The sequence below is a fragment of the Pseudoalteromonas sp. R86517 genome (genome assembly GCF_042466295.1).
Classification (GTDB): Bacteria; Pseudomonadota; Gammaproteobacteria; order Enterobacterales; family Alteromonadaceae; genus Pseudoalteromonas; species Pseudoalteromonas atlantica.
The window spans coordinates 496,869-512,311 of record NZ_JAXHCB010000003.1; the positions used below are offsets into that span (position 1 = coordinate 496,869).

Genomic DNA, 15,443 nt, shown 5'->3' on the forward strand with positions numbered 1-15,443 from the left:
CATGAAGTATTCTTTAATATATTTAGCCTGCTTAGGCTTAAGTGCGCAAACAGTGGCGCAAGAGCAAAACGACGAAATTGAAAAAATATCGGTTACTTATAAACAAGCATACCGTGGCGACATTCCTCAAAAGCAAATGCCGCAATCTATTGTAAGTGTTAGCAGTGCTGCGCTTGATCAAAAAGGCATTACTAAATTACAAGACGCGCTTGATTTTTCGGCCAGTATTTCGCGCAAAAATAACAGTGGCGCATTATGGGATAGCTTTTCTATTCGGGGCCTTTCGGGTAACGAAAACATGCCATCGGGCTATTTAATTAATGGCTTTAGCGGTGGGCGTGGTTTTAGCGGCCCGCGTGATGTATCTAACATTGATTACATTGAAGTACTAAAAGGCCCAGGCTCAGCACTTTATGGGCGCTCAGAGCCCGGCGGTACTGTAAATATTGTGACTAAAAAGCCACAGTTTGAGCCGCAAGGTGAGCTAAAACTAAGCTTAGGCAGCGACAGTTTTAATCGCGTTGAAGGCGATTACACAAACGGCATTAACGATACCACCGCGTTTAGAATAAATGGCGCGTGGCAAGATAGCGACAGCTACCGCGATGAGGTGTACACCAATAAAAAGGTAGTTACGCCGTCTATTTATCATCAAATAAACGCATCAACCAGTGTGACTTATGAGTTTGAATACGTAGATTTAGCGCAGTTATTTGACCGTGGTGTTGTCGTACTCGATAACGATTTTGAGACCGTACCAAGCTCGCGTTATTTAGGTAACCCAAACGATGGCGACACGCAGGTGTATTCACGCGGGCACCAAATTACTTTAAATCACGATATTAACGATGAATGGTCGTTAGTGGCCGGTGCAAACTACCGCAGCTCTACGTTAACGGGGTTTTCGTCAGATGCTGAGCTTTCGCCATCGCGCCAATCGCTATTTGATGATGGCCGCACACTTACTCGCCAGCAGCGTTATCGCGACTACGAAGTAGAAGATTTAAGTGTAAAGTTTGAGCTAAGCGGCAGTGTAGACACAGCCGGTATTACGCACCATTTATTAATAGGTGCCGATGCATACAAGTACGATTTACGCACTGCGCTTTCTCGCTATCGAGGCGGTAACGGCACTTATACCGTTGATATTTTTGAGCCAAATTACGATGTAGAACGCCCAGCAGTAAGCCTGCTTTACGAAAACGACGAAGAGCAAAAGGCGTACGGTATTTATGTTCAAGACCAAATGGATATTACCGACAAATTTAAGCTATTAGTGGGCCTAAGGTTTGACAGCGTAGACCAAGATATTTTAGAAACCAACAGCGGCGTGTTTTCAACAAGCTCTGAAAGCCAAGTAAGCCCTCGTGTTGGCGTAGTGTACGAGCTAAATAACGCAATCACTTTTTACAGCAGTTACTCAGAAGGCTTTTTACCACTGAGCGGCACAGATGCAAGCGGCGACCCGTTTGGCTTTGAATACAGTGACTCGTTTGAGGTTGGCGCTAAGTTTGAATACTTAGGCATAAACGGTACTGTGGCATTTTTTGATGCGTCTAAAAGTAACATGTTAGTGGCAGACCCTGTAAACGTTGGTTTTTCAGCGCCTATTGGTAAAGCCGATAGTAAAGGGTTTGAGCTTGATTTAAACACCTATATTACTGATGCAACCGCGCTTAACTTATCGTACGCCTATATAGATGCCACCACTGCAAACGACATTATAAATGCAGATTGGGGCGTGCCAATTGAAAAAGGCAGCCCGCTGGTTAATGTACCAAAAAATAACTTAAACCTTACGCTTAGCCACCAAACAGCGTTAATGGGTAAAGAGCTTGAGTTTGGTGCAAGCTACCAATACACCAGCAGCCGTTTAGGTGATGCCGCCGATTTAAGCTTTAGGTTACCGAGCTACCAATTAGTAGGCGTGTTTGGCAACGTTAACTTAACCGATCAAACCGAGCTTAATATAAGTGTTAATAACATTTTTGATGAAGATTACGCCGAAAGCAGCTACAACGCTTTATGGGTTTACCCAGGTGCGCCAACTCAATTTAAAATGTCGTTAGCGTATAATTTTTAATAGCTAGCAAATTAAAGTTTTCATCCTAAAGCGTCTTAATGTAGTGGTTAAGGCGCTTTATATTTTTAAGCCCATTTATAAAGTGTGCATAAGTTTATTAAGCCAACCATCGGCCTTTGAAGGTTTGTATATCATTACAATGCTTTCACTGTAGTGACTGTTAACCCCCTTTACAGTTAATTTTGTAAGCCCTAAATCATCAATCACAAAGTTAGGTAAATACGCCAAGGCCAAGCCACTTTGAACCACCTCTATTAATGCACTGTAATCGCTACATCTAAATACAATATTGCGCGGTGCAATATCATCTTGCCAGCCGTCGGAGCCTATACCTTGCTCTAAGCCGCACAGGGGTGAAAACAATGGGCATGCAAAAGCAAGCTCTAGTAATTGATTTTTATTAAGCGTTAAAGAGCCAGTTTGTACTAGCTGATGCGAAGCATGCGCAGCCACACTAAACCCAGTATTAAATACATCAACCGCCACTAAATTAGCGTGTGAGCTGTTATTTAATGCCTCACGAGTTACTAGCGCAATATGCGCAGCGCCTGATGCAACTTGGCTTATGGCTTCACCTTCAAACACATTATTAATACGTACCGAACAGGGCAGGTTGCTAAGGGGGGTAAGTAACTTTTTTAAGCCACTTTTAAGTAAAATGGCTGGGCCTGCAATAACCGCATTAAATTTATGATTATTGCTTTTAAAGCGGCTAGTAAGCTGCTGGTAATTATGAACTAAATCACTACTGTACTTAACAAACTCTTTGCCTTTATCATTAAGTACTAAGGTTTTGCCCACACGATTAAACAGCTCCGTGGCTAAGTTTGCCTCAACCTTTTTTAACGTTTTAGACAGCGCACCTGGGGTAATATTAAAATGCTTAGCGGTTGTGTGCAGATTTTGCGAACTCGCCATATGAATTACTTTTTCAATGTCATCTAAATGCATAGCGCCAAACCGTATTGATTAACAGGAAACAACTAATAACTTATTATCGATTATTTATACATATAAATCAGCTTATAGTGACGCTATATTTATTTTTGAGCATTAACATGAAACACATACTGCTAATTTTTATTTTATTTTCAAGCGCAGCACTAGCAAGCGACCCTCAGCACAAGGCACACAACACACATAAAGCCCACAGCTATGTGGGGTTTCATGGCATGGCGCTTATATTAGCCGGCGATAAAGTACTTGCCAGCCACATGCCTTTATACGCCCCCCCACACAACTACCAAATAGTGTACGAAGTAACTACCAATGACACCCATCTTAAAATAATCAAAAAAGCACTGAACGAGTCACTAACAAAACAAACTCAGATCACCATTTTACCAACCAAATTTGATTTAAATTTATTAATAAATAAGCTGACACCCACGTTAAATACCACTGTGTTTAATGGCCATTTTGAGCGCGGAGGTACGGCTTTGTTTTCAACAAAGCTGACCTTTAAAAATCCGTTATATGTAAAAAAGATCGCTATAACACAACCTGAAAAAGAAGAGTTTAATTTAATAAAGGTTTCAGCAGAGCAGGGGTTGGTAATTCATAAAATACAAAGTAAACCAAGCTATGACTCACTCAGTTTAGTAGCACTAACTAACGGAAAATATAATGGCCAGTTAAAATGTGATGCGCCAGTAACCACAGCGCTTGCAAGTAAGCTAAAGGCCTGTTTTAAAAGCGTACCAAGCTATTTAGAAACTCGCGATTTTGCAGTTAATTAAAAAATCATAGCAGCGCTTTAGCTTAAAAAGCGCTGCTATATAAATTACTTAACGTTAAGAGCATATACATTTGCCTGAACGTATTCGCCGTTTAACAATTTTATTTGCGTTAAAATGCGTGAGTACGCATCGCCTTCAAATTCATCGAGCACATGCCAATGATCTTTTAAATTAGTTGAGCTAAACACATAGCCATTTATCTCTTGGCCTGTTTCGTCTAATACCAGTGCAGGAAAGCCCATTTTGGCGCCCCAGCCCTCGTTAATTAAATTGCCAACTACACTGCCTTGCTCAAACGTACCGCCAATATTGGCAAGAATATGTTCGTTCGGATGCCCTGGGCACAAGGTACCATAAACAAATAACGCTTCTAACACGTAAACTCCTAAATTAGGCTAATGATTATGTTTAGCTAAGCTAAAGCTTAACTAAATATGAAAAAAATCCCGAGTGAAACTTTCACTTTTATAATGACACCCACCTTTATTTTTGCACTTTACGCAATAAGCATCTACTTTTTTAATTGGTTCATCAAAAACTAGGTGCTACATGGCTATTGCAAGAAAACGCCAAATCAGTTTGGCAGATACAAAATATTATCACTGTATTTCGCGCTGTGTACGCCATGCCTATCTATGCGGCGAGGATTCATTAACGGGTAAATCCTACGAACATCGAAGGGGCTGGGTAGAGCAAAAGCTATTTAGCCTCGCTAAAATATTTTGTATTGATATATGTGCTTACGCAGTTATGAGTAATCACACGCATATTGTGCTTTATGTTGATGATAAAAAAGCGAATAGGTTGAATGACAAGGCTATATTGCTACGCTGGCATAAGCTATGTAAAGGCACGCCCCTTACACAAAAATTTTTACAAGGTGAGGCGCTTAGCAGTACAGAGCGATACTTTTTAAGCCAAACTATTATTCAATACAGAGAAAGGTTATCTAGCATTAGCTGGTTTATGCGCGTTTTAAACGAACACATTGCTCGTAAAGCAAATAAAGAAGATAAATGCACTGGCCGATTTTGGGAAGGGCGATTTAAATCACAAGCTCTCCTTGATGAAGCAGCCCTTGCAGCTTGCATGGCTTACGTTGATTTAAACCCAATAAGAGCAAAAGTAGCTAAAACCCCCGAGTGCTCAAACTTCACCAGCGTGCAAAAGCGCATTCAGGGCGCTAAAAACGCAAAACAACCCAAACAACTTTTAAAATTTGCAGGTAAACCCTGTAAATTTATGCCTAAAGGTTTACCGTTTGAGCTTAAATGTTACCTCGAATTAATTGAGCTGACAGGCCGTATTATTCGCGATGACAAACCAGGTTTTATTGAAAACACACAGCTCCCTTTATTAGAAAGAGTAAACGTAGCACCAGAGAATTGGTTAAAACTCACTAAAGACTTTACACGCGTATTTCATGGCGCTGTAGGTAAGCCGCAATCACATGTAGGTTACTGCGAGCATTTAAATAAAAAGCGACGAGTTAATTTTAGTAATTGCGAAAAGCTACTAGCCTAAAAAACCCTTCTTTCATTTAAAAAACAGCCTAAATGCTGGTTTCAGCGTGCCCTAAATTTAGTTAACTACATAAATAGCAGCACATTTTTAAAATAACCGCAGTATATACCTTTTAATATGCCTTGAGCTTACGTGTTTTTAAATTAGGCATTTAATTAAGTCGATTTTTTGAAATAATTAAAGTGGGTGTCATCTTAAATAAATTATATTCTTGTGAAGAATTTAAGATGGGTGTCATTTTAATTGAGTTTATATTTCATATAAAACAGCCTCGCTACAAGAATTAAAAGTAAGGCAATTTTGCCAGCAGCTTAATAACCTTTAGCTTGCTAATAAAAGCGGCTTGTAGGGCAGTTAGTGTGTTTAAGCTTGCTCGCTAAAATTGGCTTGGCATTTTTTGGTTAATATCAAAACAATAACGGCCAGTAATAAAGGCAAAAACGACGCCCATAAAACGGTGTGCCAACCGTACGCACTTAATAACCCACCTGATGAAAAAGAGCCTACCGCCATTAAGCCAAACACTATAAAGTCACTAAACGATTGAGCACGTTTTTTTCTTCTGGCTTGTGCGTTTCTAGCACTAATGCGGATGCCCCTAAAAAGCCAAAGTTCCAACCTATGCCTAACAAAATTAATAGCGCGTAAAAGTGATATACACCTTCACCTAAAAAGCCTATAGCTGCTGAAATTGCAGTTAAAATAATACCAAAAACAGAAATACGAGCAGCCCCAAAACGTGCAATGAGCTTACCGGTAAAAAAGCTAGGTGCATACATAGCAATAACATGCCACTGCATTCCTAAGTTTGCTGACTCTTGGCTATGCCCGTACATATGCATTGCCAAAGGTGCCGATGTCATTAAAAAGTTCATCACCATATACGATGCTGCACCACAAATAACCGCGCTTATAAATCGTGGTTGCAAAGCAATTGTTCTCAATGGTCTTCCTGAATATGCTTGATTTGCTAAAGGCTTAGCCAATTTAACGCCAAACAAAATAACACCAGCGAGAGCCGCGACAATGGCTTGCGCAATAAATGTGGCAGCAAACATTTTGTCTGACCACAGGTGCATGGTATGCGTAACTAACTGCGAGCCAATAACACCTGCAGCTACGCCACCGGCCATTACCATAGAAAGCGCTTGCGGGCGTTTATTTTCGGGCACGCCATCGGTTGCAGCAAACCGAAATGACAAAGCCACTGCCGCATAAGCGCCGCCCAATAGCGCAGACAAACAGTACAGCCAAAAGCTGTCTATATACAACGCAATAGCCGCTAATAATCCGGTTAAAACACCCGCGCCAGTGCCTGCCATAAAGGCTGCACGCCGGCCATATTTTCGTGCTAATTCACCGGCGGGTAAAACACACAACGCTATTCCTAAAACAAAAATAGAAACAGGTAAAGTGGCTAACTTGGAGCGAAAACTTACGGGGAATGAACGTACTTAACCACAGAGGTTATCTTTTACCATGGTAAATATTTTCTTTATTGCTGTATTTTATCAAAGTACTCCTGAGCTTTAATCTCTTTTAGCCCGCGGGTTTTCTACCTCTTTAAACAGCCATTCTTTAAATGCGTGTATTCTTGGCAGTTCAGCACATTCGGGGCGGTAAATAACGTAATACGCCAAAGGCGATTCAAAATAAATATCAGGGAATAACCTGACCAATCGCCCTGCGGCTAGATCATCTTTAGCCATAACACTGCGTGCTAACGCCACGCCGTGACCATCAATAGCTGATTGCAATACAGCCGCTGAGTTATTTATTTGAATGCTTTTAGTGGTTAAAGGGCCTGTTACTCCGGCTTTTTTTAACCACGCCGACCAAGACGGAAAACCCGTATGGTCGTCCATTGATTGATCGTGTATTAGGGTTTCGTTCAATAATTTATCTATGGTGTTTAAGCGGTTTGAGTCTTCTAAAAACTTAGGTGAGCATACCGGGTATACCTCTTCATCCATTAGTTTTTCTGCGTTCAAGCCTTGCCAAGTGCCTACACCAAAGCGTATGCCTATATCTATACGCTGCTCAGTAAAATCAACAGGTTTTAAATTAGTATTTAAATTTACACTGGTTTGCGAGCATATCTCTTGAAAGAAATGCAACCTAGGTAATAACCACTTGGCGGCAAATGCGGGGCTTACTGCCACTGTTAACGCGCCACTTATGGCGTTGTCTTTTAAAATGTCTAGCCCTTGGGCAAGTTTATCAAAGCCTTCGCGTATTAGTGGCAGGGCACTTTGCGCGGTTTCGGTGGTTACTAGCCGTGTTTTACCTGAGCTCATTCTATGAAACAGCGGCGTGTCGAGCCACTCTTCTAATGTTTTTACCAGCTGCCCAACGGCTGCAGGCGTTACATTTAGCTCTTCAGCTGCCGCTGAAAAACTTTGGTGCCTTGCGCTTGCTTCAAACGCTTTTAATGCATTGAGGTGTATAGGTGATTTCATACGATAAACTTTTTCTTTACTGATGATTCAGATTATCTCGTTTGTTAAAGCAAGTAAATAAGTAAAAAATACCGCCCAAGCCAACCAGCAAGTTACTTGCTATTAGGCAACCCAATACTTTTTATTTATATAACAAATACAGCGCTTAGTGGCGCTTGGAGCAATAAACATGACTAAGCAATTTTTAGGTAAAAAATTACTCGTTATTGGTGGTACTAGCGGAATGGGTTTTGAAACGGCTCGATTAATTTTAGAGCAAGGCGGCCACGCTGTTATTGTTGGCCACCGTAAAGAAAAAGCCCAAGCAGCAAAAGAGCAGTTATCAGCTTTAGGCACTGTTGAGGTGTTAACCGCTGATTTAACCAGCGACGAAGGCGTGCAAAACTTAATTAACACACTTTCACAAGACCACGCAGACGTGGATTTACTGGTAAATGCAGCCGGTGTGTTTTTCCCTAAACCATTTTTAGAGCACGAAGCGGCTGATTACGATCAGTACATGCAAATTAACCGCGCACTATTTTTTATTACACAAAAAGTAGCCGCTAATTTAGTGGCAGCAAAACGCGCAGGCGCCATTGTTAATGTGGGTTCTATGTGGGGTAAGCAAGCTATTGCCGCTACACCCTCGTCGGCGTATTCAATGGCTAAAGCAGGTTTACATGCGCTAACTCAACATTTAGCAATGGAATTAGCAGCGCACAACATTCGCGTTAATGCAGTATCGCCAGCGGTTGTACAAACGCCAATTTACGAAGGTTTTATTCCTAAAGCAGAAGTAAACGATGCCCTACAAGGCTTTAACAGCTTTCATCCAATTGGCCGTGTAGGTACAAGCGAAGATGTCGCCAATACCATTGCGTTTTTACTAAGCGACAAAGCCGCTTGGGTAACGGGTGCCGTATGGGATGTTGACGGCGGCGTAATGGCAGGTCGTAACTAATAAATATTGTAAGCGCTAATGGGCTAAAGCAGCCCATAGCTAGATTTAAACACTGGAGAGCAAATATGGTTTATTTACAAATTACACTAAGTGTTGACCACGGTAATAGAAAAGCAGCAACAGAGGTTTTTAACACCTACAAAGCCCCATTTTTAGACACTGTAAGAGGCGCAGTTTCAAAAGAGCTATTAGCGCGTGATGAAGATGTACAAGTGCTTCACGGCTTTGAAACTATTGAGCACGCTCATGAGTATTTAGAAAGCGATTTATTTAATGCCGATGTAGTTACCGCGCTCGCGCCACTACTTACTAATGACCCAGAAGTACGCATTTACTGCGTAGCTGAGTAAAAACTTAAGATAGGAAAGTAAAAAATGTCACAAGATTGGAACGCGTACCGCACCGAAGTAATGAACACTGTAGGTGCGTTTGCTAAGCAAAGCCCAGATACCCTACGCGGATTAATGACAATGGATGGCGCTGGCGCAAAAACAGGCCATTTAACGCCTAAATTACATGAGCTAATAGCGCTCGCTGTTGCCGTAACAACACGTTGTGATGGGTGTATTGCAATGCACACTAAAAAAGCGGTTGAGCACGGCGCAACAATTGGTGAAATATCTGAAGCGTTAGGCGTTGCTGTAGCCTTAAATGCAGGTGCAGCGCTAACTTACAGTGCACGAGTACTTGACGCCCACGCACAATTACAAAACGCTTAATAAGCGTAAATTTATAGAGCAATAACTTATGTTATTGCTCTTATTTTATTTAGGTTGGACAAATGCGAGTCAATTCAGATTTTTCACAACACGCTTTAATGCTGCCAAGTCAATATAGTTGGCAAACATCGCCTCAGGCGGGTGTTGAGCGCGTAATGCTCGACAGAATAGGCGCTGAAAAAGCCAGAGCAACAAGCGTAGTACGCTACGCGCCTGAGTCTACTTTTCCAAGCCATGCTCACCCAGGTGGAGAAGAAATAATGGTACTTTCGGGCACTTTTTCAGATGAGTCGGGCGACTACCCACAAGGCTTTTATTTACGAAATCCGCCAGGGTCTTCACATGCACCTAAAAGTAAAAGTGGCGCAACCATTTTTGTAAAACTGTGGCAAATGTGCGTAACAGAAACCACCTCTGTGCGCATAAATACACACGATCCGGCTACGTGGATAACACAAAATAACCGCACAATATGCCCGCTTTATCAAGATGATAACGAAGTAACTAAACTGGTTAAGTTAACCCCGCAACAGCCCCTATTTGATAACCTAAAAGCACATAATGCCTTAGAGCTATTTGTACTGGGCGGCAGCGTAATACACAACGAGGTAGAATATTCAAAAGGAAGCTGGCTAAGGCTGCCAAGCACGAGTAAAGCGTTAATATCAGCGGGAAATAACAGCGCTACAATTTACCTAAAAGTAGGGAATTTTAAAAACATAGGCTGTGGAGGCTAAATAATGCGTACAAAAATTGCGATTATAGGCGGTGGGCTAAGCGGCGTGTATGCTGCTTACCAGTTAGAGCAACGCGGCATTACCGATTACATATTGCTTGAAGCCAGAGACCAATTAGGTGGCCGTATTATGAACTTTACAAGCCTGTCGCAAACTACAGCAAATAACTTTGACCTTGGCCCAACGTGGTTTTGGCCAGAGTTTCAGCCGCAATTAAATGCCATTATTAAAACGCTAAACCTAGAAACATTTGCCCAGTACGAGCAAGGCGATACGTTAGTAGAGCGCTCACATACGCAGCCGCCAACAGCAATGCCCGGTTATACGCATGCGCCTAAGTCTATGCGGCTAAAAGGTGGCATGGGCACACTCATTAATGCCTTACAAATAAAGCTCAAAAACAAACAAATAGTTACCGGTGCTTTGGTAAAAAAAATTACCAACCAAAACGGTAATATTGAAGTTAACTTTAGCACCTCTAACACAACCGATAATAAAGTAAACGTTGAGCATGTAATGCTTGCGCTGCCGCCACGCTTAGCCGTAAGCCAAATAACATTTACCCCCGCATTGCCAAGCGATTTAGTAACGCAGTGGCAAAATACCGCAACCTGGATGGCACCACACGCCAAGTATATTGCTGTGTACGATACGCCATTTTGGCGTAAGCAAACGCTCTCAGGCAGCGCCCGCAGCAGTGTTGGGCCAATGGCAGAAATACACGATGCATCAAACCCACAAGGCCAAGCCGCATTATTTGGCTTTATTGGCATACCCGCTGATGATAGAAAACGCATTAGTAATGAAGATTTAATCACCCATTGTAGAGCGCAGTTAGTTAGGCTTTTTGGCGCACAAGCCGCTACACCTAAAGCCGATATTATTAAAGACTGGGCGCAAGACCCACTCACTGCAGCACATTTAGATACACATGCTGCGAATACACATGCGCCGGCTCCTTACATAACCGCGCAAAATGGCCCGTGGTATCAAAATTTAGTCGGTATTGGCAGCGAATGGTCGGTGCAATTTCCAGGCTATGTAGCTGGTGCGGTTGATGCAGCAAATATAGGTGTTGAGCAGTATTTGAAAAAAGTTAACGCGTGATGTGTAATGGCTGAGGTTTGAGCTTAGCGTTTTAATGAATTGCTCATAACGGCAGCTGATGGGGAGTTATGAGCGTTCAAGAAACAGCCTTCATTATAGTGATTTAAACAGATTAACTTATTCGTTTTTAAACTTCCTAAATATCCATACATTCAACCCAATCAGCAACATAACAATTAACGTTAGAATTGGAGGCTTTGATTGTAATGGTAAAAACTCAGCAGTAACTTCTGGAATTAAGTGAACATATACTGCGACAAACATAATAAATAGCGCTAATAGTGATGAGCAATAAAATACTTTTCTTATTATATTTTTTGTTAGAACCTTGGATAGAGTAAGCACAATCAAAAATCCTAAACCTGCTGAAATTTCACCTAATTGACCAGCCCACCTAGCTATCTCGGGTAATGGCAGTCCACTCAAAGCTATTTGTTTAGTAAACATAGTATTGAACGGCTCAAAGAACTTTACTGTGCCAGCCATAATTAAAAAAATAGCTAACAAGCCGGTTAATAGCTTTTGCATGATAGCCGAAGAGTTCATCGCTGAATGGCGTAACGCCAACCACATTAACCCGACAATAACGAATACACTCGATATTAGTGATACTTCTATTAATAATTGTTTCCCCATTTCGTTTTTCCTATATTTTATGGTGAATTATTTCTCTTCAGATTCTAATAATACTTTGCTAACAAAAAGTCGAACTGTTGGTGCAACTACAGCTAAAAGCAATAGTGCAGAAGGAATAACTTCTCCTATAGAGTAAGACCATGCACTCATAAATGAGACATCGCTAGACACCATTTTTCTGGCCATAATAGCTGTCATACCCAAAAGCATTGAAGGTAAAACCATTGAGGCTATTAGCGGATATTTAAATTTTTGAGGGAATTTTTTCATATTGGTCACACCTTGAATAATTTAGAGGGCATATTTTAAAGCCTTGCTCTTATTTCAAAAATAGCTATTATTGAAATTTATAAATTCATATTTGAATGATTAGATATTATGGATGCAAAAGAGCTCGGCAATTTATATTGGTTTTGCCTGTCAGTAGAATGTGGTGGTTACGCCCCAGCTAGTCTTTTAGCTACAGCCTCTGCCCCGACGCTTTCTAGGGCTGTGAGTCAATTAGAAGAAAAAGTAGGTGAGAAACTCATTCATCGCCATGCCAAAAAATTCCAACTCACTAATGCAGGTGAAGAATATTACCGACGCTTTGCTCCCATTTTCAAACAAGTCGATGAACAATGGCTCAACCTTTCTAATACACAGGCAACATTAACGGGTGAGATTTATGTATCGTGTCCAGAGCCTTTCGCTGATTATTTTCTTCAGAATCTAGCAATCGAATTTATGACAGAACATCCCGGTGTTAAAATCCACATTAGTTTCTCTTCTGACACTGAAAACTATATTGATGAACGTATTGATCTCGCGATTGTTACTACACCGAGCAATATACCTACATTAATTCAAAAACCCTTATTTCAAACAGAGCTAGTCTTAGCTGCATCACCCAAATACCTTAAAGCTCAAGGTATTCCCAATAATATAGAGTCATTACTTGAACATAATTTACTTGCAGGAAATACCATGCCTTTTTGGGAATTTAAGTACCAAGGTGTAACTACAAAGCTACCTGTAATGGCTAAGTATTCAATAAATAGCCTCCGTTTAATGATTAATGCAGTTAAATCGGGCATGGGGATAGGCTTGATACCGAAAGAAGTGTTATTAGAATTTGAAAAAGACGCAGTACTACAGAGGGTATTGCCCGATGTAGAGTGCCCGAAAGGCAAAGCTTATATTGTATGGAGTGATCGTCAGTTGATTGCTAGTAGGGTGGTCGCATTTAGAGAAAAAATAATTCAAAAAATGGATAAACCATCAGACTTATTTAAATCCATGGTGAGTTAGTTTTTGCTAGAACAGATTAAGTGCTAACTACAATAAAAAGATAAGTCTAATAGACCGCTATTGGCTATTATAGTATTGATGACGTTGATAAAAATAAGCGCTTAAAGTCAGTACAACTTCTCATTTTGCTTCTGGCTCTAACAATATTTTCGTCACAAGGAGTTTAATCGTTGGTGCGACAACTAATAATAGCATTATTGCAAAAGGGATAATTTGCTCAATAGAGTTAATCCATGCACTGATAAACGAAGCCTCATCAGGCAGGGTTTTATAGGCCATCACCCCAGATGTTCCTAGCAACATTGAAGATGACACCATAGAAACAGTAAGTGGGTATTGATACTTACGCGGAATTTTTTTCATGTTTGCTCCAAGGTGTCATTAAAACTCAGCTTACTGAATAGAAATTAAATAGCTAAGTACTAATACAGAAATAATACCAAAGCTTGCCATGGTCCATTTCCTTCTATCTATCTTTCTTTGCTATAACAACAAAAGAAAATAACAGTGCTAGAGAGTAGATAGCCGTATAACCCTTAGCTATTAGCTCAAGATTTACTATGAAAAATCTTTCAAGATAATATTGTCTGCGTAGCTTTGGTAAACACCTTCAATCATCTTAGCCATATCGTCTGGGAAGAGTAAAAAGTCGCCTTTTTCAAGAGAGTCTATAATGCCTTCAGAAACAGACTCAGCACTTGCTAAGTTATCAAAGCCAGCTCTTTTTCCCATATCTGTTTCAATTGGGCCTGGGTGAACACTAAGTACCTGAACACCTTTTTCGGCAAATGCGTCTTTCAAACCTTGTGTTATTGAGTAGGATGCAGCTTTAGATGCCGAGTAAGTGGTTTCCTGAAGAAAGTTTTTCATCGATACAACTGAATTTAGTTGGACTAACGCACCTTTATTACGCTCAAGCGCTTTAGCAAAGGCGTTAGCAATACGCACTAAACCATAAACATTAACGTCTATTTCCCTAGCTAAAGACTCAAAAACATTCTCTGCTAAAGGTGTAGTTGACAACATAATACCTGCGTTATTAACTACAAGGTCAACATCAGTTGCTTCAGCTGCCGCTTTGTTAACTGAGTCAGTGCTTGAAATATCCGTTTGGATAGTTGTTACTTTATGGCCGTATTGATCTTCTAATGCTTTAGTTGACTCAGGGTTACGAACACCAAGATATACTTTTTTGGCACCGTGTTGCAAAAGTGACTCAACAATGGCTTTACCTATGCCGCGATTTGCACCCGTAACAAAAGCTACTTTGTCTTTAATGATAAAACTCATTTGATATTCCTCTGGTTTAGCACCCGTTGCGGTTGCTCGATTTTTATCGCAACGGAAAATTTATTAGGCTGTAATACGGTATTTACTACCACTGCACAGTTTAACCCGTTACTTTTTAGTCCATTCAAATTTCTTAAACATTGAATCTACTGGAGTTTCAGCAATGTGGTTTACATAGTTGCTGATCACTTTTTGTGATAATCCAAGAATGATTTCTAATACTTGTTGTTGCGTGTAACCTGCGGCAAAGAAAGCATCAACTTGTTCAGGTGTTACGTTACCGCGTTGACGTACAATAGCTAGCGTGAAATCTTGAAGTGCTTGTAATTTTTCTGTTGGCATCGCTTCTTGGTTACGTAACGCCTCTGTTAAAGCGGCATCAACCTTCATTGAGTGTGCAATACCAGTATGAGCTGGCACACAATAATGGCATTCATGCTCAACATTAATTGTTTGCCATACTACGGTTAATTCTTCAGCATTGAATGATGTTGCTGTAAATAATTGATGTAGCTGTGTATAAGCTTTTAGAGTTTCTGGTGATTCAGCCATTGCTGCATATAAGCTAGGAACAACCCCCATTTGCTTTTTAGCGCCCTCTAAAATTGCTTTGCTTTTTTCTGGTGCCGTTTCTACTGTGTGTAATGTAAATTTGCTCATTTTTAATCTCCAATAACATAAGTTGTTTAGGGGGAATTCCCTATAAAAAGGGAATAATCTTGAAGCCCCTTAGTTGATGGAGTGAACTATACATAAACTTGAGCGATCGCTCAAGAATTATTTTGAGCGATCGTTCAAATATTTGTGCACGTAAATGTAATTCATTGTATTTACATAGAAATTTCCCTTGAAATATTTTGCTTTATTACAAGACACCTCTGCTGAGTTTAACTTTACCTAAAGATAAAATATAACT

At 40.6% G+C, this 15,443-nt stretch carries 19 protein-coding genes; 10 read left to right on the forward strand and 9 right to left on the reverse strand.

Annotated elements, in window-relative coordinates:
* Position 1: 1 nt before the first annotated feature.
* The gene (locus tag SJY38_RS18910) at positions 2–2,083 is read left to right on the forward strand and encodes a TonB-dependent siderophore receptor (RefSeq protein WP_377110582.1); all 2,082 of its coding nucleotides are present in this window, start codon (positions 2–4) and stop codon (positions 2,081–2,083) included.
* 75 nt (positions 2,084–2,158) lie between these two features.
* Here SJY38_RS18910 and SJY38_RS18915 read toward each other — a convergent pair whose 3' ends face one another.
* Positions 2,159–3,034, reverse strand: coding sequence for a LysR substrate-binding domain-containing protein (locus SJY38_RS18915; RefSeq protein ID WP_377110583.1), 876 nt, complete (start codon positions 3,032–3,034; stop codon positions 2,159–2,161).
* A 107-nt stretch (positions 3,035–3,141) separates the two neighbouring features.
* Here SJY38_RS18915 and SJY38_RS18920 point away from each other — a divergent pair, with 107 nt between their 5' ends.
* A complete protein-coding gene (locus tag SJY38_RS18920) occupies positions 3,142–3,822 on the forward strand; it encodes a hypothetical protein (RefSeq protein ID WP_377110584.1) in 681 nt (226 codons plus the stop codon).
* Between the two features lie 44 nt (positions 3,823–3,866).
* On the opposite strand, the gene SJY38_RS18925 is transcribed toward SJY38_RS18920, so the two are convergent.
* Entirely contained in the window at positions 3,867–4,199 is a 333-nt protein-coding gene (locus SJY38_RS18925; protein ID WP_029771802.1) for a gamma-glutamylcyclotransferase, read from the reverse strand.
* Between the two features lie 172 nt (positions 4,200–4,371).
* Here SJY38_RS18925 and SJY38_RS18930 point away from each other — a divergent pair, with 172 nt between their 5' ends.
* Both SJY38_RS18930 and SJY38_RS18935 read left to right on the forward strand, forming a co-directional pair.
* On the forward strand, positions 4,372–5,346 hold the full coding sequence (locus SJY38_RS18930; protein WP_377110585.1) for a transposase: 975 nt from the start codon (positions 4,372–4,374) through the stop codon (positions 5,344–5,346).
* 397 nt (positions 5,347–5,743) lie between these two features.
* Positions 5,744–5,893: a hypothetical protein gene (locus SJY38_RS18935; RefSeq protein ID WP_377110586.1), complete on the forward strand. Its 150-nt coding sequence runs from the start codon at positions 5,744–5,746 to the stop codon at positions 5,891–5,893.
* On the opposite strand, the gene SJY38_RS18940 is transcribed toward SJY38_RS18935, so the two are convergent.
* Positions 5,871–6,725, reverse strand: a complete 855-nt coding sequence (locus SJY38_RS18940; protein ID WP_377110587.1) for an MFS transporter — start codon at positions 6,723–6,725, stop codon at positions 5,871–5,873. The genes SJY38_RS18935 and SJY38_RS18940 overlap by 23 nt on opposite strands.
* Before the next feature lie 150 nt (positions 6,726–6,875).
* Positions 6,876–7,805 carry a transcriptional regulator GcvA gene (gene gcvA / locus SJY38_RS18945; RefSeq protein ID WP_273611030.1) on the reverse strand — a complete coding sequence of 310 codons (930 nt, stop codon included), beginning with the start codon at positions 7,803–7,805 and terminating at the stop codon, positions 6,876–6,878.
* A 169-nt stretch (positions 7,806–7,974) separates the two neighbouring features.
* Between gcvA and SJY38_RS18950 the strand changes: the two genes are divergently transcribed.
* From SJY38_RS18950 to SJY38_RS18970, 5 genes are all read left to right on the forward strand, one after another.
* Positions 7,975–8,748 (forward strand): SDR family NAD(P)-dependent oxidoreductase, encoded by a 774-nt coding sequence (locus SJY38_RS18950; RefSeq protein ID WP_377110588.1) that lies wholly within the window; start codon positions 7,975–7,977, stop codon positions 8,746–8,748.
* A 65-nt stretch (positions 8,749–8,813) separates the two neighbouring features.
* The gene (locus SJY38_RS18955) at positions 8,814–9,098 is read left to right on the forward strand and encodes a hypothetical protein (protein ID WP_055017033.1); all 285 of its coding nucleotides are present in this window, start codon (positions 8,814–8,816) and stop codon (positions 9,096–9,098) included.
* Positions 9,099–9,122: 24 nt separating this feature from the next.
* Complete coding sequence (locus SJY38_RS18960; RefSeq protein WP_055013540.1) at positions 9,123–9,467, forward strand: carboxymuconolactone decarboxylase family protein; 345 nt, start codon at positions 9,123–9,125, stop codon at positions 9,465–9,467.
* A 62-nt stretch (positions 9,468–9,529) separates the two neighbouring features.
* Positions 9,530–10,204: a cupin domain-containing protein gene (locus SJY38_RS18965; RefSeq protein ID WP_055018975.1), complete on the forward strand. Its 675-nt coding sequence runs from the start codon at positions 9,530–9,532 to the stop codon at positions 10,202–10,204.
* 3 nt (positions 10,205–10,207) lie between these two features.
* Positions 10,208–11,311 carry a flavin monoamine oxidase family protein gene (locus tag SJY38_RS18970; RefSeq protein ID WP_377110589.1) on the forward strand — a complete coding sequence of 368 codons (1,104 nt, stop codon included), beginning with the start codon at positions 10,208–10,210 and terminating at the stop codon, positions 11,309–11,311.
* A gap of 117 nt (positions 11,312–11,428) precedes the next feature.
* Here SJY38_RS18970 and SJY38_RS18975 read toward each other — a convergent pair whose 3' ends face one another.
* Together SJY38_RS18975 and SJY38_RS18980 are read right to left on the reverse strand one after the other, a co-directional pair.
* Complete coding sequence (locus tag SJY38_RS18975; RefSeq protein WP_377110590.1) at positions 11,429–11,947, reverse strand: hypothetical protein; 519 nt, start codon at positions 11,945–11,947, stop codon at positions 11,429–11,431.
* Positions 11,948–11,974: 27 nt separating this feature from the next.
* Positions 11,975–12,217, reverse strand: a complete 243-nt coding sequence (locus tag SJY38_RS18980) for a DUF2798 domain-containing protein (RefSeq protein WP_377110591.1) — start codon at positions 12,215–12,217, stop codon at positions 11,975–11,977.
* 108 nt (positions 12,218–12,325) lie between these two features.
* On the opposite strand from SJY38_RS18980, the gene SJY38_RS18985 reads away from it, so the two are divergent.
* The gene (locus tag SJY38_RS18985; protein WP_377110592.1) at positions 12,326–13,237 is read left to right on the forward strand and encodes a LysR family transcriptional regulator; all 912 of its coding nucleotides are present in this window, start codon (positions 12,326–12,328) and stop codon (positions 13,235–13,237) included.
* Positions 13,238–13,357: 120 nt separating this feature from the next.
* Here the strand turns inward: SJY38_RS18985 and SJY38_RS18990 are convergent, their stop codons facing one another.
* The 3 genes from SJY38_RS18990 to SJY38_RS19000 form a co-directional block, all read right to left on the reverse strand.
* A complete protein-coding gene (locus tag SJY38_RS18990; protein ID WP_054982018.1) occupies positions 13,358–13,600 on the reverse strand; it encodes a hypothetical protein in 243 nt (80 codons plus the stop codon).
* Between the two features lie 195 nt (positions 13,601–13,795).
* A complete protein-coding gene (locus SJY38_RS18995; protein ID WP_377110593.1) occupies positions 13,796–14,527 on the reverse strand; it encodes an SDR family oxidoreductase in 732 nt (243 codons plus the stop codon).
* A 108-nt stretch (positions 14,528–14,635) separates the two neighbouring features.
* A complete protein-coding gene (locus SJY38_RS19000) occupies positions 14,636–15,187 on the reverse strand; it encodes a carboxymuconolactone decarboxylase family protein (RefSeq protein ID WP_141152358.1) in 552 nt (183 codons plus the stop codon).
* Between the last annotated feature and the right edge of the window lie 256 nt (positions 15,188–15,443).

Coding starts and splice junctions, on each gene's coding strand:
- SJY38_RS18955 (WP_055017033.1), top strand. CDS start 8,814: ATGGTTTATTTACAAATTACACTAAGTGTTGACCACGGTAATAGAAAA.
- SJY38_RS18975 (WP_377110590.1), bottom strand. CDS start 11,947: ATGGGGAAACAATTATTAATAGAAGTATCACTAATATCGAGTGTATTC.
- SJY38_RS18960 (WP_055013540.1), top strand. CDS start 9,123: ATGTCACAAGATTGGAACGCGTACCGCACCGAAGTAATGAACACTGTA.
- SJY38_RS18910 (WP_377110582.1), top strand. CDS start 2: ATGAAGTATTCTTTAATATATTTAGCCTGCTTAGGCTTAAGTGCGCAA.
- SJY38_RS18930 (WP_377110585.1), top strand. CDS start 4,372: ATGGCTATTGCAAGAAAACGCCAAATCAGTTTGGCAGATACAAAATAT.
- SJY38_RS18950 (WP_377110588.1), top strand. CDS start 7,975: ATGACTAAGCAATTTTTAGGTAAAAAATTACTCGTTATTGGTGGTACT.
- SJY38_RS18920 (WP_377110584.1), top strand. CDS start 3,142: ATGAAACACATACTGCTAATTTTTATTTTATTTTCAAGCGCAGCACTA.
- SJY38_RS18990 (WP_054982018.1), bottom strand. CDS start 13,600: ATGAAAAAAATTCCGCGTAAGTATCAATACCCACTTACTGTTTCTATG.
- SJY38_RS18970 (WP_377110589.1), top strand. CDS start 10,208: ATGCGTACAAAAATTGCGATTATAGGCGGTGGGCTAAGCGGCGTGTAT.
- gcvA (WP_273611030.1), bottom strand. CDS start 7,805: ATGAAATCACCTATACACCTCAATGCATTAAAAGCGTTTGAAGCAAGC.
- SJY38_RS18985 (WP_377110592.1), top strand. CDS start 12,326: ATGGATGCAAAAGAGCTCGGCAATTTATATTGGTTTTGCCTGTCAGTA.
- SJY38_RS19000 (WP_141152358.1), bottom strand. CDS start 15,187: ATGAGCAAATTTACATTACACACAGTAGAAACGGCACCAGAAAAAAGC.
- SJY38_RS18995 (WP_377110593.1), bottom strand. CDS start 14,527: ATGAGTTTTATCATTAAAGACAAAGTAGCTTTTGTTACGGGTGCAAAT.
- SJY38_RS18980 (WP_377110591.1), bottom strand. CDS start 12,217: ATGAAAAAATTCCCTCAAAAATTTAAATATCCGCTAATAGCCTCAATG.
- SJY38_RS18965 (WP_055018975.1), top strand. CDS start 9,530: ATGCGAGTCAATTCAGATTTTTCACAACACGCTTTAATGCTGCCAAGT.
- SJY38_RS18915 (WP_377110583.1), bottom strand. CDS start 3,034: ATGCATTTAGATGACATTGAAAAAGTAATTCATATGGCGAGTTCGCAA.